This window comes from Pseudomonas sp. SK, assembly GCF_012975065.1.
GTDB lineage: Bacteria > Pseudomonadota > Gammaproteobacteria > Pseudomonadales > Pseudomonadaceae > Aquipseudomonas > Aquipseudomonas anuradhapurensis.
This window is the reverse complement of sequence record NZ_CP051857.1, coordinates 4,001,634-4,026,460: the sequence shown is the minus strand read 5'-3', so window position 1 is coordinate 4,026,460 and position 24,827 is coordinate 4,001,634. Positions and strand designations below refer to the sequence as shown.

General features: G+C 63.7%; 21 protein-coding genes. 15 read left to right on the top strand and 6 right to left on the bottom strand.

Translation table 11 applies throughout. The annotated features are described in order from the left end of the window. Positions 1-49: 49 nt before the first annotated feature. Entirely contained in the window at positions 50-934 is an 885-nt protein-coding gene (locus tag HG549_RS18500; RefSeq protein WP_170031242.1) for a LysR substrate-binding domain-containing protein, read from the bottom strand. A gap of 152 nt (positions 935-1,086) precedes the next feature. On the opposite strand from HG549_RS18500, the gene HG549_RS18495 reads away from it, so the two are divergent. Then, positions 1,087-4,107, top strand: coding sequence for an FAD-binding and (Fe-S)-binding domain-containing protein (locus HG549_RS18495; protein ID WP_170031240.1), 3,021 nt, complete (start codon positions 1,087-1,089; stop codon positions 4,105-4,107). 145 nt (positions 4,108-4,252) lie between these two features. Here HG549_RS18495 and HG549_RS18490 read toward each other — a convergent pair whose 3' ends face one another. The 4 genes from HG549_RS18490 to phhA all read right to left on the bottom strand — a co-directional run bounded on the left by HG549_RS18490 (position 4,253) and on the right by phhA (position 7,036). After that, a complete protein-coding gene (locus HG549_RS18490) occupies positions 4,253-5,440 on the bottom strand; it encodes an MFS transporter (RefSeq protein ID WP_170031238.1) in 1,188 nt (395 codons plus the stop codon). A gap of 90 nt (positions 5,441-5,530) precedes the next feature. After that, positions 5,531-5,659, bottom strand: a complete 129-nt coding sequence (locus HG549_RS26070) for a hypothetical protein (RefSeq protein WP_256098753.1) — start codon at positions 5,657-5,659, stop codon at positions 5,531-5,533. Between the two features lie 192 nt (positions 5,660-5,851). Continuing rightward, positions 5,852-6,208, bottom strand: coding sequence for a 4a-hydroxytetrahydrobiopterin dehydratase (locus tag HG549_RS18485; protein ID WP_003254532.1), 357 nt, complete (start codon positions 6,206-6,208; stop codon positions 5,852-5,854). Between the two features lie 39 nt (positions 6,209-6,247). Next, positions 6,248-7,036 carry a phenylalanine 4-monooxygenase gene (gene phhA, locus HG549_RS18480; protein WP_170031236.1) on the bottom strand — a complete coding sequence of 263 codons (789 nt, stop codon included), beginning with the start codon at positions 7,034-7,036 and terminating at the stop codon, positions 6,248-6,250. Positions 7,037-7,292: 256 nt separating this feature from the next. Between phhA and HG549_RS18475 the strand changes: the two genes are divergently transcribed. After that, positions 7,293-8,852, top strand: coding sequence for a sigma-54-dependent transcriptional regulator (locus tag HG549_RS18475; protein ID WP_170031234.1), 1,560 nt, complete (start codon positions 7,293-7,295; stop codon positions 8,850-8,852). 152 nt (positions 8,853-9,004) lie between these two features. Here the strand turns inward: HG549_RS18475 and HG549_RS18470 are convergent, their stop codons facing one another. After that, the gene (locus tag HG549_RS18470) at positions 9,005-9,259 is read right to left on the bottom strand and encodes a DUF2790 domain-containing protein (protein WP_170031232.1); all 255 of its coding nucleotides are present in this window, start codon (positions 9,257-9,259) and stop codon (positions 9,005-9,007) included. A gap of 397 nt (positions 9,260-9,656) precedes the next feature. On the opposite strand from HG549_RS18470, the gene acs reads away from it, so the two are divergent. The 13 genes from acs to astE all read left to right on the top strand — a co-directional run bounded on the left by acs (position 9,657) and on the right by astE (position 24,489). Then, the gene (gene acs, locus HG549_RS18465; RefSeq protein WP_170031230.1) at positions 9,657-11,618 is read left to right on the top strand and encodes an acetate--CoA ligase; all 1,962 of its coding nucleotides are present in this window, start codon (positions 9,657-9,659) and stop codon (positions 11,616-11,618) included. A 589-nt stretch (positions 11,619-12,207) separates the two neighbouring features. Beyond that, entirely contained in the window at positions 12,208-12,993 is a 786-nt protein-coding gene (locus HG549_RS18460) for an ABC transporter substrate-binding protein (protein WP_170031228.1), read from the top strand. 88 nt (positions 12,994-13,081) lie between these two features. Next, complete coding sequence (locus tag HG549_RS18455; protein WP_012273568.1) at positions 13,082-13,771, top strand: ABC transporter permease; 690 nt, start codon at positions 13,082-13,084, stop codon at positions 13,769-13,771. Next, positions 13,768-14,466, top strand: a complete 699-nt coding sequence (locus HG549_RS18450; protein WP_170031226.1) for an ABC transporter permease — start codon at positions 13,768-13,770, stop codon at positions 14,464-14,466. The genes HG549_RS18455 and HG549_RS18450 overlap by 4 nt, the downstream gene beginning before the upstream one ends. Before the next feature lie 22 nt (positions 14,467-14,488). After that, positions 14,489-15,253, top strand: a complete 765-nt coding sequence (locus tag HG549_RS18445; RefSeq protein WP_170031224.1) for an ABC transporter ATP-binding protein — start codon at positions 14,489-14,491, stop codon at positions 15,251-15,253. 98 nt (positions 15,254-15,351) lie between these two features. After that, positions 15,352-16,332, top strand: coding sequence for a transcriptional regulator ArgR (gene argR / locus HG549_RS18440; RefSeq protein WP_170031222.1), 981 nt, complete (start codon positions 15,352-15,354; stop codon positions 16,330-16,332). A gap of 517 nt (positions 16,333-16,849) precedes the next feature. Further along, positions 16,850-18,070, top strand: coding sequence for an aspartate aminotransferase family protein (locus tag HG549_RS18435; protein WP_170031220.1), 1,221 nt, complete (start codon positions 16,850-16,852; stop codon positions 18,068-18,070). A 132-nt stretch (positions 18,071-18,202) separates the two neighbouring features. Next, complete coding sequence (gene aruF / locus HG549_RS18430; RefSeq protein WP_170031218.1) at positions 18,203-19,222, top strand: arginine/ornithine succinyltransferase subunit alpha; 1,020 nt, start codon at positions 18,203-18,205, stop codon at positions 19,220-19,222. 78 nt (positions 19,223-19,300) lie between these two features. Beyond that, positions 19,301-20,329 carry an arginine N-succinyltransferase gene (gene astA, locus HG549_RS18425; protein ID WP_063912885.1) on the top strand — a complete coding sequence of 343 codons (1,029 nt, stop codon included), beginning with the start codon at positions 19,301-19,303 and terminating at the stop codon, positions 20,327-20,329. Beyond that, positions 20,330-21,793 (top strand): succinylglutamate-semialdehyde dehydrogenase, encoded by a 1,464-nt coding sequence (astD, locus tag HG549_RS18420; RefSeq protein WP_170031217.1) that lies wholly within the window; start codon positions 20,330-20,332, stop codon positions 21,791-21,793. Between the two features lie 23 nt (positions 21,794-21,816). After that, positions 21,817-23,166 (top strand): N-succinylarginine dihydrolase, encoded by a 1,350-nt coding sequence (gene astB / locus HG549_RS18415; protein WP_170031215.1) that lies wholly within the window; start codon positions 21,817-21,819, stop codon positions 23,164-23,166. A 14-nt stretch (positions 23,167-23,180) separates the two neighbouring features. Next, positions 23,181-23,471 (top strand): topoisomerase II, encoded by a 291-nt coding sequence (locus tag HG549_RS18410; protein ID WP_003254508.1) that lies wholly within the window; start codon positions 23,181-23,183, stop codon positions 23,469-23,471. A 10-nt stretch (positions 23,472-23,481) separates the two neighbouring features. Then, on the top strand, positions 23,482-24,489 hold the full coding sequence (gene astE / locus HG549_RS18405; RefSeq protein ID WP_170031213.1) for a succinylglutamate desuccinylase: 1,008 nt from the start codon (positions 23,482-23,484) through the stop codon (positions 24,487-24,489). Positions 24,490-24,827 lie beyond the last annotated feature (338 nt).

Below are 24,827 nucleotides of genomic sequence, written 5' to 3'. Positions count from 1 at the left end.
CTGGCTTCGGGTTTTTTCTTGCCTGTCGCCGGCAAGCCAGCAGCAGAGGTCAGATCTGTTCGAGCAACCAGCTTCTGAATGCCCGCAACGATGGCAACGCTTCGTTCCTCGGCGGGTAGATCAGGTAATAACTGCGCTGGCTGGCAAACGCCTCGCCGGGGCTGTACAGCTCGCCCTTGGCCAGTTCTTCTTCCACCAGGATGCGCGGCACCAGGCCGATGCCGATACCGGCCCGTACCGCCTGGATCAGGTGCGAGGTCAGCTCGAAGCTCGGCCCCAGGCGCATCGCCCGGTGCGCCAGGCCATGGTGCGAGAACCACTCGCCCCAGGCATGCGGGTTGTTGGCCACGTTCAGCAGCACCTCTTCACTGATCCGGGCCGGGCTCCAGCCCTGGCCATCCGCGCCAGCTTCCGGCGGCAGGATCACCACCAGCTGCTCGGCATGCAGGCGATGGCAGACCAACCCCGGCAGGTCGTGGCTGGCCACGCCGATGGCGGCGTCGATCTCGCTGGTATCGAAATTGATGGCTTCGATGCGCGAATGAATGTGCACCAGCATGCCCGGATGGGCGCTGTAGAACGCGTGCAGCCGAGGCAGCAGCCACTTCGAGCCGAAGGTGGGCAGGGTGGCCAGGCGCAAGGTGCCGACCCCCGACTGGTAGGCCAATGCCTGCAGGGTGGCACTGCGGATGCGCCCCAAGGCTTCGCTGAGTTCGCGCTGGTACAGGCGCCCGACGTCGGTCAATTGCACCTGGCGCCCCTCGCGGCGGAACAGGGTCAGCCCCAGCTGCTGTTCCAGTGCCTGTACCTGGCGGCTGACTGCGCTCTGGGTCAGCGACAGCTCAGCGGCGGCGCGGGTATAGCTTTCATGCCGGGCGGCAGCCTCGAAAGCCAGCAGCAGCGACATCGACGGGGTGAGGTGGCGGTAATTCATTCATGGAAGTCATCAATAGCGGCAGGATTATCCGTTTGCCCCTGAAGCGAAACTACAGGAACATTGGCCTATACGTCATCCCTGCATGCCTTCACTCATGCCGGAACGACAGGAATCCCGTGAATTTGCCCATATCAAGAGGCCGTCCTTCGATGATCGCCCAGCTGTCGACCGTCGCCCCGAGCGCCAACTACCCCGAATTCCTCGAAGCCCTGCGCAACAGCGGCTTCCGCGGCCAGATCAGTGCCGACTACGCTACCCGCACGGTGCTGGCCACCGACAACTCGATCTACCAGCGCTTGCCGCAGGCAGCGGTGTTCCCGCTGGACGCCGACGACGTGGTGCGAATCGCCTCGCTGATGGGCGAGCCGCGCTTCCGCCAGGTCAAGCTGACCCCGCGTGGCGGCGGTACCGGTACCAACGGCCAGTCGCTGACCGACGGTATCGTGGTCGACCTGTCACGGCACATGAACAAGATCCTCGAAATCAACGTCGAGGAGCGCTGGGTACGGGTGCAGGCCGGTACGGTCAAGGACCAGCTCAACGCCGCGCTCAAGCCGTACGGCCTGTTCTTCGCCCCCGAGCTGTCCACCTCCAACCGCGCCACCGTTGGCGGCATGATCAATACCGATGCCAGCGGCCAGGGCAGCTGCACCTATGGCAAGACCCGTGACCACGTCCTGGAGCTGCACAGCGTGCTGCTCGGCGGCGAGCGCCTGCACAGCCTGCCGATCGACGATGCCGCACTGCAGCAGGCCTGTGCCGCACCCGGCCGGGCCGGCGAGGTGTACCGCATGGCACGGGAGATCCAGGAAACCCAGGCAGACCTGATCGCAACCACGTTCCCCAAGCTCAACCGCTGCCTGACCGGCTACGACCTGGCGCACCTGCGCGACGAACAGGGCCGTTTCAACCTCAACAGCGTGCTGTGCGGCGCCGAGGGTTCGTTGGGCTATGTGGTTGAAGCCAAGCTCAATGTGCTGCCGATCCCCAAGTACGCCGTGCTGGTCAATGTGCGCTACAGCAGCTTCATGGATGCCCTGCGCGATGCCAATGCGCTGATGGCGCACAAGCCGCTGTCGATCGAGACCGTCGACTCCAAGGTGCTGATGCTGGCGATGAAGGACATCGTCTGGCATAGCGTCGCCGAATACTTCCCGGCCGACCCCGAGCGCCCGACCCTGGGTATCAACCTGGTGGAGTTCTGCGGCGACGAGCCGGCCGAGGTCAACGCCAGGGTGCAGGCGTTCATCCAGCATCTGCAGAGCGACACCAGTGTCGAGCGCCTGGGCCATACCCTGGCCGAGGGCGCCGAGGCGGTGACCCGGGTCTATACCATGCGTAAACGTTCGGTGGGCCTGCTGGGCAACGTCGAGGGCGAAGTGCGCCCGCAGCCGTTCGTCGAGGACACCGCAGTACCGCCGGAGCAACTGGCCGACTACATCGCCGAGTTCCGCGCGCTGCTCGATGGCTACGGCCTGGCCTATGGCATGTTCGGCCACGTCGACGCCGGTGTGCTGCACGTGCGCCCGGCGCTGGACATGAAGGACCCGGCCCAGGCCGCGCTGGTCAAGCCGATCTCCGATGCCGTGGCGGCGCTGACCAGGCGCTACGGCGGCCTGCTGTGGGGCGAGCACGGCAAGGGCCTGCGTTCGGAGTACGTGCCCGAGTACTTCGGTGAGCTGTACCCGGCGCTGCAACGCCTGAAAGGCGCCTTCGACCCGCACAACCAGCTCAACCCCGGCAAGATCTGCACCCCGCCGGACAGCGCCGAGGGCCTGACCAGGGTCGATGGCGTGACCCTGCGCGGCGATCTCGACCGCACCATCGACGAGCGCGTGTGGCAGGACTTCGGCAGCGCCGTGCACTGCAACGGCAACGGCGCCTGCTACAACTATGACCCCAACGACGCCATGTGCCCGTCGTGGAAGGCCACCCGCGAGCGCCAGCATTCACCCAAGGGCCGCGCCTCGCTGATGCGTGAGTGGCTGCGCCTGCAGGGCGAGGCGAACATCGACGTGCTGGCTGCGGCGCGCAATCGAGTGTCCTGGCTCAAGGGCCTGCCGGCACGCCTGCGCAACAACCGCGCACGCAGCCAGGGGCAGGCAGATTTCTCCCATGAGGTGTACGACGCCATGGCCGGCTGCCTGGCGTGCAAGTCGTGCGCCGGGCAGTGCCCGATCAAGGTCAACGTGCCGGACTTCCGCTCGCGCTTCCTCGAGCTGTACCACGGCCGCTACCAGCGCCCGCTGCGTGACTACCTGATCGGCTCGCTGGAGTTCACCATCCCGTACCTGGCCCACGCGCCAGGGCTGTACAACGCGGTGATGGGCTCGAAGTGGGTGAGCCGGCTGCTGGCCGACAAGGTGGGCATGGTCGACAGCCCGTTGCTCAGCCGCTTCAACTTCCAGGCTACCCTGGCCCGCTGCCGTGTCGGCGTGGCCAGTGTGCCAGCCCTGCGTGAACTGACCCCAGCCCAGCGTGAACGCAGCATCGTGCTGGTGCAGGACGCCTTCACCCGCTACTTCGAAACGCCACTGCTGTCGGCCTTCATCGACCTGGCGCACCGCCTGGGCCACCGGGTGTTCCTGGCGCCGTACAGCGCCAACGGCAAGCCGCTGCATGTGCAGGGTTTCCTCGGTGCGTTCGCCAAGGCGGCGATCCGCAATGCCACCCAGCTCAAGGCCCTGGCTGACTGCGGCGTGCCGCTGGTGGGCCTGGACCCGGCGATGACCCTGGTGTACCGCCAGGAGTACCAGAAAGTCCCGGGCCTGGACGGCTGCCCGAAGGTGTTGTTGCCGCAGGAGTGGCTGATGGACGTGTTGCCGGAGCAGGCCGCGAGCGCGTCGGGCAGTTTCCGCCTGATGGCGCACTGCACCGAGAAGACCAACGTGCCGGCCAGCACCCGCCAGTGGGAGCAGGTGTTCGCCCGCCTGGGGCTGAAGCTGGTGACCGAGGCCACTGGCTGCTGCGGGATGTCCGGTACCTATGGGCACGAGGCGCGTAACCAGGAAACCTCGCGGACCATCTTCGAGCAGAGCTGGGCGACCAAGCTGGACAAGGAAGGCGAGCCGCTGGCGACGGGGTATTCCTGCCGTAGCCAGGTCAAGCGCATGACCGAGCGGCAGATGCGCCACCCGCTGGAAGTGGTGTTGCAGTACGTCCAGCGCTAGGTTTCCGGGCCTCGGGGGCTGCTTTGCAGCCCATCGCGACATCAGGCCGCTCCTACAGCAAGCGTGAGCTGCGCCTCAGTTCAAGCGCGCGGTACCTGTAGGAGCGGCCTGGTGTCGCGAAAGGGGTGCAAAGCACCCCCTGTTGTTAGAAACCCCGCTGACGCCGCACCTGCCTGTACAGATACAGGCTCAACAGCAACCCGCAAGCCGCCGCTGCCGCTGCAAACAGAAACATCGAAGCAAAGCCGAACCCCGCCGCGACCGCGCCCACCAGTGGCCCGGTCACCCCCAGCGACAAGTCGATGAACAGCGAATAGGCCCCGACCGCAGCCCCGCGGTTGGCCGCTGTCACCTGGTTCACTGCCTCTACCCCCAGCGCCGGGAACACCAGCGAGAAGCCGAACCCGCTCAGTGCGGCGCCTGCCAGCGCCAGTTCGGCACTCGGCGCCAGCCACAGCATCAGCAGCCCGAGCGTTTCCACCGACAGGCAGGCAATCGCCACGCGGAACCCGCCAATCCGGTTGATCAGGTTGCCGAACAGCAGCCGTGCGCTGATGAAGCTGGCGCCGAACAGGCTCAGGGTCAGCGCGGCATTGGCCCAGCCGCGGCTGGCGTAGTACAGGGTGATGAAGGTGGCGATGGTGCCGAAGCCGATCGAGCCCAGGGCCAGCCCCGAACCGTGTGGGAACACCTTGCCCAGCACCCGCAGGAACGGCAGGCGCACGCCGCTGACGATCGGCGCCGCCTGCCGGGGCCAGGCCAGCAGCAGGCCGAGCGCGCACAGCAGGATGATGCTCGCACCCATGCTCCACAGCCCCAGGCCTTTGACCATCAGCACGCCCAGCGGGGCGCCGATGGCCAGCGCGCCGTAGCTGGCGATGCCGTTCCAGGAGATGACCTTGGCGGTGTGTTCGGCACCGACCCGGCCGATCCCCCAGCCGATCGACCCCGAACCCACCAGGCTTTCGGCGCTGCCCAGCACCAGGCGGCCGGCCAGCAGGCTGGCCAGGCTCAGCCAGGGCAGGTGGGTGAGGAAGGCACAGGCCAGCATGAACACCCCGCTGAGGCCGCACCCGGCCAGGCCATACAGGACTGCTTTCTTGCTGCCATGGTTGTCGATGATGCGGCTGGCCGTGGGGCGGCTGAGCAGGGTGGCCAGGTATTGCACGCTGATCACCAGGCCGGCGACCACGGCGCCGAAGCCCAGGTCGTTGTGCACATAGCCGGGCAATACGGCCAGGGGGATGCCGATATTCAGGTAGCCGATGAAGGTGAAGAGGACGATGGAGACGACTTGCAGGGTGACCGCAAGGGGGCGCGGTGAGTCGGGCATGGGGGCCTACGTGGGTTCTGGACGGTGTGAAAACGTGATGACGGGGGTAGCCCGCAGGTCAGCCGTTTTCACACAGTCGGGGATGCGCGGTTAGTCCTGGTCAGCGCTGGATTGATCGTCACCATCCTGCTCGACGGCAGCTGCCGGTTCGGCATGAACGGTTACGGTTGGCTCTTCTGGGTTCAGGCTTGGGAAGGGAAGATTCGGGATTTCATGCATCTCGTCGTTCCTCGCAAGTGTGAGTGAAAAGTCTGCGCCAGGCGCGTTTGAAGCTTCGCAAAGCTGGGGCAGGATACACAAGTCTGGATGACAGTTTGGTTTTTTTGCCGGTCGCTGGTCGGTTTTGCGGGCGAACAGCGGATATTTTCCCTGCAAAAACTGGGGCGCGAAGCGGCCCCAATTCCCAAGCGGTTACTTGCGGCCTTCAGCCGTCTCCGCCACCTTGTCAGTGCGCGCGCACATGATGAAGTCGTTGCGGTGCAGGCCCTTGATCGAGTGGCTCCACCAGGTCACGGTGACCTTGCCCCACTCGGTCAGCAGGCCCGGGTGGTGGCCTTCGGCTTCGGCGATTTCGCCCACGGCATTGGTGAACGCCAGGGCGTGCTTGAAGTTCTTGAACAGGAAGACGCGCTCCAGTTCCATGTGGCCATCGCGTACTTCGATGTTCCAGTCCGGGATCTCGCGAATCAGCTCGGCCAGCTCCTCGTCAGTGACTTTCGGGGCGTCGGCGCGGCAGGCTTCGCAATGGGCTTGGTTCAAGGCATTCATGTGGTGTTTTCCGGTTCGAGTTGTTATCGGCAAGGTCGCTCAGGCGGCGACCTTGGGTGGAAACTTCGGTGCGTGCAGGCCCAACTGCATGGCTTGATGAACCATGCCCATGATGTCTTCGTGGGCCAGGTCGAACAGGCACTTCATGTTCGGCAGCACGAAATACAGCGGCTGCAGGATGTCGATGCGGTACGGGGTGCGCATGGCTTCGATCGGGTCGAAGGCCTGGTGCTCCGGCTCGGCAGACAGACTGTAGACGGTTTCTTTCGGCGACGAGAGGATGCCGCCGCCATAGATCTTGCGGCCTTGGGCAGTTTCGATGAGGCCGAACTCGATGGTCATCCAGTACAGGCGCGCCAGGTACACGCGCTGCTCCTTGGTCGCGGCCAGGCCGAGCTTGCCGTAGGTATGGGTGAATTCGGCGAACCAGGGGTTGGTCAGCAGCGGGCAGTGGCCGAAGATCTCGTGGAAGATGTCGGGCTCTTGCAGGTAGTCCAGCTCTTCCGGGGTGCGGATGAACGTGGCGACCGGGAAGCGCTTGCTGGCGAGCAGCTCGAAGAAGGTCTGGAAGGGGATCAGTGCCGGCACCCGGGCAACCTGCCAACCGGTGGTGGCGCCCAGCACCTTGTTGATCTCGCCCAGTTGCGGAATCCGGTCATGCGGCAGCTTGAGCTGGTCGATGCCGTCCAGGTATTCCTGGCAGGCGCGGCCTTCGATCACTTTCAGCTGGCGGGTGATCAGGGTGTTCCATACCGCATGCTCTTGCTGCGGGTAGTCGATAAAACCGTGCGCATCGGGCTCGCGTGCCACGTATTGCGTCTGTTTCATGTGGCTCTCCTGGTGAGGGCTTTTCTTGTTATGTGCAGGACATGCCTAAGGAATATCCCTTCGCCGGCTGCTTTGCACGGGGGTAGGAGATAGGCGGGATGGGCTTCTTGCGGCGTTTTCGTAACGAATATTTTACAAAACCCAGCAGGTGTCGGAAAATCCGGGGCATCTGGCTGATGCCTAGGCGGTTTTTGTCAGCTTATCTTTACGACTTTTCTGCGCTGCGGTGAAAAACCTCGGCGCTTCGAGAGCCCTCATGCGTATCAAAGTGCATTGCCAGAACCGTATTGGCATCCTGCGCGACATCCTCAACCTGCTGGTGGAGTACGGCATCAACGTGCTGCGCGGCGAGGTGGGCGGTGACCATGGCAACGCCATCTACCTGCATTGCCCCAACCTGATCAATTTGCAGTTCCAGGCGCTGCGGCCCAAGTTCGAGGCCATCGCCGGGGTGTTCGGCGTCAAGCGCGTGGGGTTGATGCCCAGCGAACGTCGCCACATGGAGCTGAACGCGCTGCTGGGCGCGTTGGACTTCCCGGTGCTGTCGATCGACATGGGCGGCAGCATCGTCGCCGCCAACCGCGCGGCAGCCCAGTTGCTGGGTGTGCGGGTGGACGAGGTGCCGGGCATGCCGCTGGCGCGCTATGTCGAAGACTTCGACCTGCCGGAGCTGGTGCGCGCCAACAAGTCGCGCATCAACGGCCTGCGTATCAAGGTCAAGGGCGATGTGTTCCTGGCCGATATCGCGCCGCTGCAGTCCGAGCACGACGACAGCGAGGCGTTGGCCGGTGCAGTGCTGACCCTGCACCGCGCCGACCGCATCGGCGAGCGTATCTACAATGTGCGCAAGCAGGAGCTGCGCGGTTTCGACAGCATCTTCCAGAGTTCGCGGGTCATGGCTGCCGTGGTCCGCGAGGCGCGGCGCATGGCACCACTGGATGCGCCCTTGCTGATCGAGGGTGAGACAGGCACCGGCAAGGAGTTGCTGGCGCGTGCCTGCCACCTGGCCAGCCCGCGCGGGCAGTCGCCGCTGATGGCGCTGAACTGCGCCGGCTTGCCCGAGTCGATGGCCGAGACCGAGCTGTTCGGTTACGGCCCCGGGGCCTTCGAAGGTGCGCGGGCCGAGGGTAAGCTGGGGCTGCTGGAGCTGACCGCCGGTGGCACGCTGTTCCTTGATGGGGTAGGGGAGATGAGCCCGCGCCTGCAGGTGAAGTTGCTGCGCTTTCTGCAGGACGGCTGCTTCCGCCGCGTAGGCAGCGATGAAGAGGTGTACCTGGACGTGCGGGTGATCTGCGCGACCCAGGTGGATTTGTCCGAATTGTGCGCGCGTGGCGAGTTCCGCCAGGACCTGTACCACCGGCTCAATGTGTTGTCGCTGCACATTCCGCCGTTGCGCGAATGCATGGACGGCCTGGAAGGGCTGGTGCAGCACTTTCTCGACCAGGCCAGCCGGCAGATCGGTTGCGCCATGCCGCGCCTGGCGCCGGCGGCGATGGACAAACTTGCCCAGTACCATTGGCCGGGCAATGTAAGGCAACTGGAAAACGTATTGTTCCAGGCGGTTTCGTTATGCGATGGCGGCGTGGTCAAGAGCGAACATATTCGCTTGCCGGATTATGGCGCGCGGCAACCGTTGGGTGAGTTTTCGCTGGACGGGGATCTTTCGCAGATTGTCGGGCGCTTTGAGAAGGCGGTGCTGGAAAGTTTGATGGGGGAATTCCCGAGTAGTCGGGCTTTAGGTAAAAGACTGGGTGTTTCGCATACGACCATTGCCAACAAGTTGAGGGATTACTCGCTTGGCAAGTCTGCAGATTAATCAGGCTTTATAAAAGGCGGGACTGCTGCGCAGTCCTTTCGCGACACAAGGCCGCTCCTACAAGGACTGCGCAGGCTTCAAACATTGCGCAGTCCTTGTAGGAGCGGCCTTGTGTCGCGAATGGGGCCCGCAGGGCCCCAATTCACAAGGTATCAGCCGTTCGAGCAGCCGTTCCCCATCACGCGGTATTCGAGAATGTGCTTCTGGCCCTTGGAGTCTTCATAGGTCATGCGGGCTGGCACCACTTCGCATACATTGGGCACTTCGCTCATGGAAATGACGCGGGCAATGTCCAGGTGCTGCGCGTAGTTGTACTGTTCAACCGGAATCTGCTCGGCATCTTTGCCTTCGCCGGCCATCGCCGCGCCGCAAAGACTGCCAAGTACCAATACCAGTAAAGCTTTCATTTTCTATTTACCTGTCTAAGGTCGTGAGGGGGCGCGCGGCGCTTTTGGCGCCGCGAGTATTGCTGGTTCAACTATCGGGATAAGACGGGGATTAACGCTTGCCTTCGTGGGGGCTGTTACCAGTTGTTAATCGCCTTGCCGTTGCTGGCGAGATGAATTTTAGGGTTGTCGCCAAGGCTGAAACAGTGGGGCTTTTGATAAAGTGTTTTGGCAGAATCTGTAACAATCGTCTGGGCAACGCGCCAATTGTCGCTTCGTCGCGGCTGTAAAGCGCATGCTAGAGCGTCCGTGCTGTACGGGCGTACCAAATTACTACCAACGTCGAATGGCTTTTGTCGCTCTGGTACAGTTACAAACGGTCCCATACAAAAACAACTATTACACCGAGGTAACACAGATGAGTGCGGCTCCACTGTATCCCGTTCGTCCCGAGGTTGCGGCCACCACGCTGACCGACGAGGCCACCTACAAGGCCATGTACCAGCAGTCGGTGATCAACCCGGACGGCTTCTGGCGCGAGCAGGCCCAGCGTATCGACTGGATCAAGCCGTTCACCAAGGTCAAGCAGACCTCCTTCGACGACCATCATGTCGATATCAAATGGTTCGCCGACGGCACTCTGAACGTTTCCTCCAACTGCCTGGATCGCCACCTCGAGGAGCGCGGCGACCAGCTGGCCATCATCTGGGAGGGCGACGATCCTTCCGAGCACCGCAACATCACCTACCGCGAACTGCACGAGCAGGTCTGCAAGTTTGCCAACGCCCTGCGTGGCCAGGATGTGCACCGCGGTGACGTGGTCACCATCTATATGCCGATGATTCCCGAGGCCGTGGTCGCCATGCTGGCCTGTGCCCGTATCGGTGCGATCCACTCGGTGGTGTTCGGTGGCTTCTCCCCCGAAGCGCTGGCCGGGAGGATCATCGACTGCAAGTCCAAGGTGGTCATCACCGCCGACGAAGGCGTGCGCGGCGGCCGCCGTACCCCGCTCAAGGCCAACGTCGACCTGGCACTGACCAACCCGGAAACCAACAGCGTGCAGAAGATCATCGTGTGCAAGCGCACCGGTGGCGAGATTGCCTGGCACCAGCACCGCGACATCTGGTACGAAGACCTGATGAAAGTGGCTTCCAGCCACTGCGCACCGAAGGAGATGGGCGCCGAGGAAGCGCTGTTCATCCTTTACACCTCTGGCTCCACCGGCAAGCCGAAGGGCGTGCTGCACACCACCGGCGGTTACCTGGTATACGCCGCGCTGACCCATGAGCGCGTGTTCGACTACCGCCCGGGCGAGGTGTACTGGTGCACCGCCGACGTCGGCTGGGTCACCGGCCACAGCTACATCGTCTACGGCCCGCTGGCCAACGGCGCCACCACGCTGCTGTTCGAAGGCGTGCCGAACTACCCGGACATCACCCGCGTGTCGAAGATCATCGACAAGCACAAGGTCAACATCCTCTACACCGCGCCAACTGCCATCCGCGCAATGATGGCCGAAGGCGAGGCCGCGGTGGCCGGGGCCGACGGCTCCAGCCTGCGTCTGCTGGGCTCGGTGGGCGAGCCGATCAACCCCGAAGCCTGGAACTGGTACTACAAGGCCGTGGGCAAGGAACGTTGCCCGATCGTCGATACCTGGTGGCAGACCGAAACCGGCGGCATCCTGATCAGCCCGCTGCCAGGTGCCACTGGCCTCAAGCCGGGTTCGGCCACCCGTCCGTTCTTCGGCGTGGTGCCGGCCCTGGTGGACAACCTGGGCAACCTGATCGAAGGTGCCGCCGAAGGTAACCTGGTGATCCTCGATTCCTGGCCGGGGCAATCGCGTTCGCTGTATGGCGACCACGACCGGTTCGTCGACACCTATTTCAAGACCTTCCGTGGCATGTACTTCACCGGCGACGGCGCGCGCCGCGATGAAGATGGCTACTACTGGATCACCGGTCGCGTGGATGACGTGCTCAACGTGTCCGGTCACCGCATGGGCACTGCCGAGATCGAAAGCGCCATGGTGGCGCATTCGAAAGTGGCCGAGGCGGCGGTGGTGGGCGTGCCGCATGACATCAAGGGGCAGGGCATCTATGTATATGTCACCCTCAATGCCGGCATCGAGCCCAGCGAGCAGTTGCGCCTGGAGCTGAAGAACTGGGTGCGCAAGGAAATCGGCCCGATCGCCTCGCCGGATGTGATCCAGTGGGCGCCGGGGCTGCCGAAGACCCGTTCGGGCAAGATCATGCGCCGCATCCTGCGCAAGATTGCCACGGGCGAATACGGCGCGCTGGGTGACATCTCGACCCTGGCCGACCCGGGGGTGGTGCAGCACCTGATCGATACCCACAAGGCGATGAGCCTGGCTTCGGCATAACAGTCGCGCCGCGTACTGTGGGAGCGGGCGCGCCCGCGAACACCGGCGCAGCCGGTGCTATCCACCGCGCCGCCTGCTTCGCGGGCACGCCCGCTCCCACATGCAGGGGCGTGTACCGCCAACAAGAACCCCGCCCGGGCAACCGGCGGGGTTTTTGCTTTACTGTTACCCGACATTCATCGGTAACTGTTCTGTCACCGATGGCGCACGGCATCGGGGCGCCAGGAAACAATTCCGCTTCGTTTCGGTGCATTTCGCCGGCATTTTTCCCCGCGCAACACGCTACACTTGCCGTACTACAAGGCTTTGCCAATAATAGGCCCGGGAATTGCTAGGTCTATAGGTTCTATTTCTTGCGCCTTTGCATATTTTGCACTGGCTGTCAACATCGCCCGCAGCGGTTTCAGGCGCTTCTGTAAGTAGTTGTCGCTTTGAAGAAATATCGACTACCGGGCTGTCGCTAGAATGCCACTCACACGCTCGTGGTCTGCGACCTTGGTCGATACCCTGCGCGGCTCGCGTTGTACCCATTCGCATATCGGGCAGCCGTTACCTGCCTTGTATTGCCCCGTACCGATGGAGTTACCTGATGAAGAAGCTCGCACTGCTTGGCGCCCTGGCGCTGTCCGTGTTTTCCCTGGTATCGCAGGCCGATGAAAAACCGTTGAAAATCGGTATCGAGGCCGCCTACCCACCCTTTGCCTTCAAGCAACCTGATGGCAGCATCGCCGGTTTCGACTACGACATCGGCAACGCGCTGTGCGAAGAGATGAAAGCCAAGTGCACCTGGGTCGAGCAGGAATTCGACGGCCTGATCCCGGCGCTGAAGGTGCGCAAGATCGACGCCATCCTGTCGTCCATGTCGATCACCGAAGACCGCAAGAAATCGGTCGACTTCACCAAGCGCTACTACCTGACCCCGGCGCGCCTGGTCATGAAGGAAGGCACCACCGTCAGCGACAGCCTGGATGAACTCAAGGGCAAGAAGATCGGCGTGCAGCGCGGTTCGATCCACGACCGCTTCGCCAAGGAAGTGCTGGCCCCCAAGGGTGCCACCGTGGTTCCTTACGGTACCCAGAACGAAATCTACCTGGACGTGGCGGCTGGCCGCCTGGACGGTACCGTGGCTGACGCCACCCTGCTGGAGGACGGTTTCCTGAAGACCGACGCTGGCAAGGGCTTCGCCTTCGTCGGCCCGTCGTTCACCGACGTGAAGTATTTCGGTGACGGCGTCGGCATCGCCGTACGCAAGGGTGACAAGGCCAACGCCGATCGCATCAACGCGGCCATCGACGCCATCCGCGCCAATGGCAAGTACAAAGAAATCGAGAAGAAGTACTTCAACTTCGATATCTACGGTCCAGACTCGAACTAAGACGTCGGGTTTCACCTGTGCAATGGTGCAAACAGCAGAAACTCTGAGGTTTGCACCATTTTTCATTCTCTAGGTCGAGGACCTCATCATGTTGAAAGGCTACGGGGCAGTCATCCTCGACGGGGCGTGGCTGACGCTGCAGCTCGCCCTGTCGTCGATGGCCCTGGCCATCGTGCTCGGCCTGATCGGTGTGGCGCTGCGCTTGTCGCCGGTGCGCTGGCTGGCCTGGCTGGGCGATCTGTATTCCACGGTGATCCGTGGCATTCCGGACCTGGTCCTGATCCTGCTGATCTTCTACGGCGGGCAGGACATCATCAACCGGGTGGCGCCGCTGTTGGGCTATGAAGACTACATCGACCTGAATCCGCTGATCGCGGGTATCGGTACCCTGGGCTTCATCTTTGGCGCGTACCTGTCGGAAACCTTCCGTGGCGCGTTCCTGGGCATTCCCAAGGGGCAGGCCGAAGCGGGCGTGGCCTATGGCATGAGCAATCGCCAGGTGTTCTTCCGCATCCAGGTGCCACAGATGATTCGCCTGGCTATTCCAGGTTTCACCAACAACTGGCTGGTGCTGACCAAGGCTACCGCGCTGATCTCGGTGGTCGGCTTGCAGGACATGATGTTCAAGGCCAAGCAGGCGGCCGATGCCACCCGCGAGCCTTTCACCTTCTTCCTCGCGGTGGCGGCCCTGTACCTGGTGCTGACCAGTGTCTCGCTGCTGGCCCTGAAGTATCTCGAGCGCCGCTATTCGGTGGGCGTCAAGGTGGCTGAACTATGATCTTCGACTACAACGTCGTCTGGGAGGCGTTGCCGATGTACTTCGGCGGCCTGCTGACCACGCTCAAGCTGCTGGCCATTTCGCTGTTCTTCGGCCTGCTGGCGGCCATTCCGCTGGGCCTGATGCGGGTGTCCAAGCAGCCGGCAGTCAACCTGGTGGCCTGGCTCTACACCTATGTGATCCGCGGCACGCCGATGCTGGTGCAGCTGTTCCTGATCTACTACGGCCTGGCGCAGTTCGAGGCGGTGCGCGAAAGCGTCCTGTGGCCGCTGTTGTCCAGCGCCACCTTCTGTGCCTGCCTGGCGTTCGGCATCAACACCAGCGCCTACACTGCCGAGATCATCGCCGGCAGCCTCAAGGCCACGCCGCATGGCGAGATCGAGGCGGCCAAGGCCGTGGGCATGTCGCGCATGAAGATGTACCGGCGCATCCTGCTGCCGTCGGCCCTGCGCCGGGCGCTGCCGCAGTACAGCAACGAAGTGATCATGATGCTGCAGACCACCAGCCTGGCGTCGATCGTCACCCTGATCGACATCACCGGTGCTGCGCGCACGGTCAATGCCCAGTACTACCTGCCTTTCGAGGCCTATATCACGGCGGGCGTGTTCTACCTGTGCCTGACCTTCATCCTGGTGCGCCTGTTCAAGATGGCCGAACGCCGCTGGCTCGGCTACCTGGCGCCGCGCAAGCACTGACCGCTTTGTGAGAATCGACAGCATGTACAAACTCGAAGTCCAAGACCTGCACAAGCGCTACGGCAGCCATGAAGTGCTCAAGGGCGTGTCCCTGTCGGCCAAGGCAGGCGATGTCATCAGCATCATCGGCTCCAGCGGTTCGGGCAAGTCGACCTTCCTGCGCTGCATCAACCTGCTGGAGCAGCCGCACGCGGGCAAGATCCTGCTCAACAATGAAGAACTCAAGCTGGTGCCGGGCAAGGACGGTGCGCTCAAGGCCGCCGACCCGCGTCAGTTGCAGCGCATGCGCTCGCGCCTGTCGATGGTGTTCCAGCATTTCAACCTGTGGTCGCACATGACCGCGCTGGAGAACATCATCGAAGCGCCGGTGCACGTGCTCGGGGTGAGCCGCAAGGAAGCCCTGGAAAAGGCCGAGCACTACCTGGCCAAGGTCGGTGTGGCGCACCGCAAGGACGCCTTCCCCGGGCACATGTCCGGCGGCGAGCAGCAGCGGGTGGCCATTGCCCGGGCGCTGGCGATGGAGCCGGAAGTGATGCTGTTCGATGAGCCGACTTCGGCGCTGGACCCGGAGCTGGTGGGCGATGTGCTCAAGGTCATGCAGGCCCTGGCCCAGGAAGGCCGGACCATGGTCGTGGTAACCCACGAAATGGGCTTTGCCCGCGAGGTGTCCAACCAGCTGGTGTTCCTGCACAAGGGCCTGGTGGAAGAAACCGGCTGCCCTCGCCAGGTTCTGGCCAACCCGCAGTCGGAGCGTCTCAAGCAGTTCCTCTCCGGCAGCCTGAAGTAAAAACTGCCTATTTGCACCATAATAGGGCATGCTGCGCCGCAAGCGCAGCCTGACCCGGCGCACAGACTCGAACGACCTCAGGTTTCGGACCGCACCCTATGACCACCCAGCGAATCGGTTTTCTCATCTGGCCCAATACCAGGCCCTTGACCCTGGCGCTGGCCGAGGAAGTGTTGCAGGTGGCGCAGCGGGTGCACCCGGAGGTGGTCTACGAGCTGCTGTTCCTGCAGGCGGAGCCGGCGCAGGAGGGCAGTTGGCGCCTGCCGGGCGAGCCGTGGAATGGCCGTCTTGACGGTTGCCAGAAGCTGTTCCTGCTGGCTGACGAGCCGCCGGCGGCGGTGGCGGGGCCCCTGGTGGCGGCGCTCAAGCAACTGGCGCGCAGCGGCTGCATGATCGGCGGTCTGTCGGCCGGGGTCTATCCTCTGGCGATGCTGGGCCTGCTCGATGGCTACCGGGCGGCGGTGCATTGGCGCTGGCAGGATGATTTTGCCGAGCGTTTTCCCAAGGTCATCGCCACCAGCCATCTGTTCGACTGGGATCGCGATCGCCTGACAGCCTGTGGGGGCATGGCGGTGACCGACCTGCTGCTGGCGGTGCTGGCACGTGATCACGGTGCGGAGTTGGCCGGGGCGGTGTCGGAGGAGCTGGTGGTCGAGCGTATCCGCGAGGGGGGTGAACGCCAGCGCATTCCATTGCAGAACCGCCTGGGCTCCAGCCACCCCAAGCTGACCCAGGCGGTGCTGCTGATGGAAGCCAATATCGAAGAGCCGCTGACCACCGACGAGATTGCCCAGCATGTGTGCGTGTCGCGCCGGCAGCTGGAGCGCATCTTCAAGCAGTACCTCAATCGCGTGCCGAGCCAGTATTACCTGGAGCTGCGGCTGAACAAGGCGCGGCAGATGCTGATGCAGACGAGCAAGTCGATCATCCAGATCGGCCTGTCCTGCGGTTTTTCTTCCGGGCCGCATTTTTCCAGTGCGTATCGCAATTTCTTTGGGGCAACGCCACGCGAAGACCGTAACCAGCGGCGCAACAGCAGCCCGTTCGAGTTGAGTTCGGCGCCGGCTGAGAAGGGCTGAGGTTTCGGTGGGGGCGGGGTGCATGCCTTGGGGATGATGGTGGGGCGGAAATCGAGCGCCGCCCGCGCGGCGCATCGCGGATGAATCCGCTCCCACATTTGTTGCAACGTGCCGAACCTGTTACGCCATGGTCGCCTGCCTTGGCGCATGTCTTGAGCCTTGCAAACCGGCTGGCAACCATGGCCTGACAGGCATGGCCACGTTGCAACAAATGTAGGAGCGGATTCATCCGCGATGCGCCGCGCGGGCGGCGCTCGATTTCCGCCACGGCACAACCACAACGCCTTGCGCCCGCTGCCGCCCCGAATTGCCCGTGAACACCCGTTCACCCAGCCCCCTCTCTCCCGTACACTGCGCGATTGCGACAGTGTTTGTCGCATTGCCGAAAGCCTTGTGCAAACAGGGTTTTGCGCTGTAACAAGTTGTCGCTTGGCCGCAAGGACAGGCGCGGATCAGTCCTTACAATCCCCCCATCGCTCGCCACTTCCAGGCCAGCGTTCCTCATCAGGAGACTCAGATGTCCGTTGAGCAAGCCCCGGTGCAACGTGCCGATTTCGACCAGGTCATGGTCCCCAACTATTCCCCGGCGGCCTTCATTCCTGTGCGAGGCGAGGGTTCCCGTGTCTGGGACCAGTCGGGTCGCGAGCTGATCGACTTTGCCGGTGGCATCGCGGTCAACGCCCTGGGCCACTGCCACCCGGCACTGGTCAAGGCCCTGACCGAGCAGGCCAACACCCTCTGGCACGTATCCAACGTATTCACCAACGAGCCGGCCCTGCGCCTGGCCCACAAGCTGGTGGATGCCACCTTTGCCGACCGGGCGTTCTTCTGCAACTCCGGCGCCGAGGCCAACGAGGCCGCCTTCAAGCTGGCCCGGCGCGTTGCCCATGACCGCTTCGGTCCGGAAAAGCACGAAATCATTGCCACCGTGAACAGCTTCCACGGCCGTACCCTGTTTACCGTCAGCGTCGGTGGCCAGCCGAAGTATTCCGACGGCTTCGGCCCGAAGATCACCGGTATCAGCCATGTGCCCTACAACGACCTGGAAGCGCTGAAGGCACAGATTTCCGACAAGACCTGCGCCGTGGTGATCGAGCCGATCCAGGGCGAGAGTGGCGTAGTGCCGGCCGACAAGGCCTACCTGGAAGGCGCGCGCAAACTGTGTGACGAGCACAATGCCCTGCTGATCTTCGACGAAGTGCAGACTGGCGTGGGCCGTACCGGTTCGCTGTATGCCTACCAGCACTACGGTGTGACCCCGGATATCCTGACCAGCGCCAAGAGCCTGGGCGGCGGCTTCCCGATCGGCGCCATGCTGACCACCACCGAGCTGGCCAAGCACCTGGCCGTCGGCACCCACGGCACCACCTATGGCGGCAACCCGCTGGGCTGCGCCGTCGCCTGCGCAGTGCTGGACGTGGTCAACACCCCGGAAACCCTGGCTGGCATCAAGGCCAAGCACGAGCGTTTCAAGGTGCGCCTGGAGCAGATTGGCCAGAAGTACCAGTTGTTCACCCAGGTGCGTGGCGTTGGCCTGCTGCTGGGCTGCGTGCTCGCTGACGCCTGGAAAGGCAAGGCCAAGGACGTGCTCAACGCTGCCGAGAAAGAAGGCTTGATGGTGCTGCAGGCCGGCCCGGATGTGGTCCGCTTTGCCCCAAGCCTGGTGGTTGAAGACGCCGATATCGATGAAGGCCTGGATCGCTTCGAGCGCGCCGTGGCCACCCTGACCCAGGCCTGAACGGCCTGAGGTCCCTTCGCCGGCTCCCGCGCTGCGTGCGGGCCGGCGATACCCGATTCCCGTGCAGGTGCCGGTGCACCTGCCGTTTTTTCGTGCCGCCGTGAGCGGCCCGTATTCCAAAGGAGTGACACCATGCTGGTGATGCGCCCCGCGCAAATGGCTGATCTGAACGAAGTGCAGCGCATGGCTGCAGACAGCCCCATTGGTGTCACCTCGCTGCCGGACGACGCTGCTCGCCTGGGCGACAAGATCGCCGCTTCCGAGACTTCCTTCGCCGCCGAGGTCAGCTTCAACGGCGAGGAAAGCTACTTCTTCGTCCTTGAAGACAGCGAAACCGGCAAGCTGGCAGGCTGCTCGGCGATCGTCGCTTCGGCCGGCTACTCCGAGCCGTTCTACAGCTTTCGTAACGAAACCTTCGTGCACGCCTCGCGCGAGCTGAAGATCCACAACAAGATCCACGTGCTGTCGCTGTGCCACGACCTGACCGGCAACAGCCTGCTGACCAGCTTCTATGTACTGCCGGAGCTGGTGAACAGTGGTTGGGCCGAGCTCAATTCGCGTGGTCGCCTGTTGTTCATGGCTTCGCACCCGGAGCGTTTCGCCGATTCGGTGGTGACCGAGATCGTCGGCTACAGCGACGAGCAGGGTGAATCACCGTTCTGGGATGCCATCGGCCGCAACTTCTTCGACCTCAACTACGCCGACGCCGAGCGCCTGTGCGGCCTGAAGAGCCGTACCTTCCTCGCCGAGCTGATGCCGCATTACCCGATCTACGTGCCGCTGCTGCCTGACCTGGCGCAGGAGGCGATGGGCCAGGTGCATCCACGGGCGCAGATCACCTTCGACATTCTCATGCGCGAAGGCTTCGAAACCGAGCACTACATCGACATCTTCGATGGTGGCCCGACCCTGCATGCGCGTACGTCGGGCATCCGTTCGATCGCCCACAGCCGTGTGGTGCCGGTGAAGCTCGAGGACGCCCCGATCAAGGGCGGGCGCCCGTACCTGGTGTGCAACGGCCTGCTGCAGGACTACCGCGCAGTGCTGCTGGACCTGGACTGGGTACCCGGCAAGCCGGTCAGCCTGAGCCTGGCGGCCGCCGATGCGCTGGGGGTGGGCGAGGGCGCCAGCGTGCGCCTGGTCGCGGTCTGAGGCCTGGCAACAGACGTTTGCGGATTGATGCGTTAGCAGAGTTTCGCGCCGGCCGCCGCCGTCGCACAAGGAGATAGCATGATCGTTCGTCCTGTACGCAGCAGCGATTTGCCTGCGTTGATCGAATTGGCACGCAGCACCGGGACCACCGGGCTGACCACGCTGCCGGCCAACGAAGAGCGCCTGGGGCATCGCGTTGGCTGGGCGGAAAAAAGCTTCCGTGGCGAAGCCGAGCGCGCCGACACCGACTACCTGTTCGTGCTGGAAAACGACGAAGGCCTGGTGGTGGGCATCAGTGCCATTGCCGGTGCCGTCGGCCTGCGCGAACCCTGGTACAACTACCGGGTCGGGCTGACCGTCAGCGCCTCGCAGGAGCTGAAGATCTACCGCGAAATCCCCACCCTGTTCCTGGCCAACGACCTGACCGGCAACTCCGAGCTGTGCTCGCTGTTCCTGCGCAGCGACTACCGCTCGGGCCTCAATGGCCGCCTGCTGTCGCGGGCGCGCATGCTGTTCATGGCCGAGTTTCCCGAGCTGTTCGGCAAGAAGATCATCGCCGAAATGCGCGGCATGTCCGATGAGCAGGGGCGTTCACCGTTCTGGGAAAGCCTGGGCCGGCACTTCTTCAAGATGGAGTTCAGCCAGGCCGACTACCTCACCGGCGTGGGCAACAAGTCGTTCATCGCCGAGCTGATGCCCAAGTTCCCGCTGTACACCTGCTTCCTGTCCGAGGCGGCCCGCAACGTGATCGGCCGCGTGCACAAGGACACCGAGCCGGCGCTGGCCATGCTCAAGCAGGAAGGTTTCAACTACCAGGGCTACGTCGACATTTTCGACGCTGGCCCTGCCATCGAGTGCGACACCGACAAGATCCGCGCCGTGCGTGAAAGCCAGACCCTGGTGCTGGCCGTGGGCACGCCGGGCGATGACGCCACGCCTTACATCATTCACAACCGCAAGCGCGACGACTGCCGCATCACGGCTGCACCTGCGCGGTTGGCCGCCGGTACCCTGGTGGTCGACCCCCTGACGGCCAAGCGCCTGCGCATGGGTGCTGGCGACAATGTGCGCGCGGTGCCGCTGTCGGCAAGCCGGGAGGCCAAATAAATGACCACGCATTACATCGCCGGCAACTGGCAGGCCGGCCAGGGTGAAACCCTGCAGTCGCTCAACCCGGTAACGCAGTCCGTCGTCTGGCAAGGCCAGGGCGCTGACGCCAGCCAGGTAGACGCCGCCGTGCAGGCCGCCCGTCAAGCATTCCCGGCCTGGGCGCAACTGAGCCTGGACGCGCGTATCGAGGTGCTGGAAAAGTTTGCCGAGCAGCTCAGGACGCATGCCGAAGCGCTGGCCCAGTGCATCGGCGAGGAAACCGGCAAGCCGCTGTGGGAGTCGGCCACCGAAGTCACCAGCATGATCAACAAGGTGGCGATCTCGGTGCAAAGCTACCGCGAGCGCACCGGCGAGAAGAGCGGCCCGCTGGCCGATGCCACGGCAGTGCTGCGGCACAAGCCCCACGGTGTGGTGGCGGTGTTCGGCCCGTACAACTTCCCTGGCCATCTGCCCAATGGCCATATCGTGCCAGCCCTGCTGGCGGGTAACTGCGTGGTGTTCAAGCCCAGCGAGCTGACCCCCAAGGTCGCCGAGCTGACCGTCAACTGCTGGATTGCCGCCGGCCTGCCGGCGGGTGTGCTGAACCTGGTGCAGGGCGCGCGTGAAACCGGCGTGGCGCTGGCCGCCAACCCGGGTATCGACGGCCTGTTCTTCACTGGCTCCAGCCGTACTGGCAACCTGCTACACCAGCAGTTCGCCGGCCGCCCGGACAAGATCCTGGCGTTGGAGATGGGCGGCAACAACCCGCTGCTGGTGGACCAGGTCAAGGACCTCGACGCTGCGGTATACACCATCATCCAGTCGGCGTTCATTTCCGCTGGCCAGCGCTGCACCTGCGCCCGTCGCCTGCTGGTACCACAAGGCAGCTGGGGCGATGCGCTGATCGCGCGCCTGGTCGAGGTGTGCAAGACCATCACGGTGGGGGCGTTCGACCAACAGCCGGCGCCGTTCATGGGTTCGGTGATTTCGCTGCAGGCGGCGCGCGCGCTGCTGGCGGCCCAGGCCGAGCTGGTTGCCAAGGGCGCCGTGAAGCTGCTGGAAATGACCCAGCCGCAGGCCGATGCCGCGCTGCTGACCCCGGGCATCCTCGATGTCAGTGCCGTCAGCGAGCGGCCGGACGAAGAATTCTTCGGCCCGCTGCTGCAGGTGATTCGCTACGCCGACTTCGATGCCGCCATCGAAGAGGCCAACAACACCCAGTACGGCCTGGCTGCCGGTTTGCTGTCCGACTCCCGTGCCCGCTACCAGTATTTCTGGCTGCGCAGCCGCGCTGGCATCGTCAACTGGAACAAACAGCTGACCGGCGCCGCCAGCAGCGCGCCGTTCGGTGGTGTCGGCGCCAGTGGCAACCACCGCGCCAGCGCCTACTACGCCGCTGACTACTGCGCTTACCCCGTGGCCTCGCTGGAGACCGCCAGCCTTGCCTTGCCGGCGACCCTCACGCCGGGCGTCACCCTATAACAACAGGTCTCGGAGCCTAGCCGATGAAATCCTATGAAGTGAATTTTGATGGCCTGGTGGGGCCTACCCACAATTACGGCGGCCTGTCCTACGGTAACGTGGCTTCGCAGAGCAACAGCCAGCAGGGGTCCAACCCGCGCGAAGCCGCGCGCCAGGGCCTGGCGAAGATGAAAGCGCTGGCCGACATGGGCTTCAAGCAGGGCGTACTGGCGCCGCAGGAGCGCCCGGATGTGGCGGCGCTGCGCCGCCTGGGCTTCAGCGGCAGCGATGCCGAAGTGATCCAGCGCGCTGCCAGGGAAGCCATGCCATTGCTGGTGGCCAGCTGCTCGGCCTCGAGCATGTGGGTGGCCAACGCCGCCACCGTCAGCCCTAGTGCCGACACGGCCGATGGCCGCGTGCACTTCACCGCTGCCAACCTCAACTGCAAGTACCACCGCAGCATCGAGCACCCGACCACCAGCCGCGTGCTCGGGGCCATGTTCAGCGATGAGCGGCATTTTGCCCACCATGCGGCGCTGCCAGCCGTGGCCCAGTTCGGTGACGAGGGCGCGGCCAACCACACGCGCTTCTGCCGTAGCTACGGCGAGGCTGGCGTGGAGTTCTTCGTCTATGGCCGCAGTGCGTTCGACAGCCGCTACCCGGCGCCGCAGAAATACCCGGCCCGGCAAACCCTGGAAGCCTCGCAGGCGGTGGCCAGGCTGCATGGCCTGAGCGACGATGGGGTGGTCTACGCTCAACAGAACCCGGCCGTGATCGACCAGGGCGTGTTCCACAACGATGTGATCTCGGTAGGCAACGGCGAAGTGCTGTTCTACCACGAGGATGCTTTCCTCCAGACCGACACGGTACTTGGCCAGCTGCGAGCTAAACTGGCCAGCAAGGGTGGCAACTTCCAGGCCATCTGCGTGCCACGCGCAGCAGTGACGGTGGAGGACGCGGTGCGTTCCTACCTGTTCAACAGCCAGCTGCTCAGCCGTGAGGACGGTTCCATGCTGCTGGTGGTGCCGGAAGAGTGCCGCAACAATGAGCGGGTCTGGGCCTACCTGGGCCAGCTGACCAGCCAGGGCGGCCCGGTGAAGGAGGTCAAGGTGTTCGACCTCAAGCAGAGCATGCAGAACGGCGGTGGCCCGGCTTGCCTGCGTTTGCGCGTGGCGTTGAAGGAAACGGAACTGGCAGCGGTCAACCAAGGCGTTATCATGACCGCCCCGCTGTACGACACCCTGGTGCAGTGGGTCGACAAGCACTACCGCGACCGCCTTGGCGAAGCGGACCTGGCCGACCCGCAGCTGTTGCTGGAATGCCGTACGGCGCTGGATGAGTTGACCCAGATCCTGAAGTTGGGCTCGGTGTATCCGTTCCAACGCCAACCTTGAAGAGAGACTTTGCAATGACCGACGCCCTGCGCCTGATCCTCGAAGATGAAGACGGCACCCAGCTGGAGACTTCCTGCACCCGCTTTGCCGTGGTCTGGCAAGGCAAGGAAGTGTGGATTCAGCAGGATGGCCGTGGCCAGCTGTTGATCGGCGTGGATGTCGAGGAAGACGACACCGAGTATGCCAACCTGTTGCTGCGGCCGATGGCCACCAACCTGGTCAGCCTGCAACTGGAAATGGAGCCGGCGGAGCTTGGCGAAGACGACGATCACGTCCATGGCCCCGACTGCGGCCACCACCACTAAGGAAGTCCCTATGCTCGCCCTTGGCAAATTGCTTGAGCTGACCCTCACCGATCACGAACCGGCCGAGAAGACCCAAGTGACTCCCAAGGGCGTGCGTTTGCGCTGGCTAGGCGAGGGCGCGCTGGAAGTGCGCCCGGCCGAAAGCGACGATTGCGGGCTGGACTTGCTGTTGTCCGCCGGTATCCACGGCAACGAAACGGCGCCGATCGAGTTGCTCGAGCGCCTGCTGCACGGCGTGGCCAACGGCAAGATCATTCCCCGGGCGCGGGTGCTGTTCCTGTTCGGCAACCCTGCGGCGATCCGCAAGGGTGAGCGCTTCATCGAGCAGGACATCAACCGCCTGTTCAACGGCCGCCACGAGCTGTCCAGTGGCTTCGAGGCCTTGCGTGCCGCGGAACTGGAACAGTTCGCCCGGGTGTTTTTCAGCAAGCCGGGGCGCAGCCGCCTGCATTACGACCTGCATACGGCCATTCGCGGCTCGAAGATCGAGCAGTTCGCCTTGTATCCCTACAAGGAGGGGCGCAAGCATTCCCGCCGCGAGCTGGCACGCCTGGCGGCAGCCGGCATGCAGGCGGTGCTGCTGCAGAGCAAGTCGTCCATCACCTTCAGTGCCTTTACCTATGAGCAACTGGAAGCCGAAGCCTTTACCCTGGAATTGGGCAAGGCCCGCCCGTTCGGCCAGAACGAGCTGGTCAACCTCGACAGGCTGGAACAGCGCCTGATCCAGATCATCGAGCACACCGAGCCGGAAGGCGAAGGTTCGCTGGATGGCTTGCAGCTGTTCAGTGTTTCCCGCGAGATCATCAAGCACAGCGACAGTTTCCACCTGCACCTGCCGGCGGACATCGAGAACTTCTCCGAGCTGAGCAAGGGTTACCTGCTGGCCGAGGACCTGGCGGAGACGCGCTGGGTGGTCGAGGAGGAAGGGGCGCGTATCATCTTCCCCAACCCCAAGGTCAGGAACGGCTTGCGCGCCGGTATCCTGATCGTGCCCGATTCAGGGCAGCGCCTCGGCTAGCGCTAATAGACAACGGTTTGGTGTAGGAGCGGCCTTGCGTCGCGATGGGGCGCGCAGCGGCCCCGGCAATTTCAGCCTGGCCGCCCATGTTGCTGGGGGCGCTGCGCGCCCCATCGCGACGCAAGGCCGCTCCTACACAGGCCTTTGCCCGGAATGGCAGCCCATGAAACTCTTTTAATTCACCGCCTGTTCCATTTTCCCTCCCCCTGAGCGGTAATTGGCTTGCCAGTGGCGAAAGGCAGGCTTTAGCATCCGGCCATGTCGTTTTCGTTTGCATAGCCCGAAAAACCGTCCAAACGATGGTTTCTATCGTATAAACACACTGCATCGAGACCGCA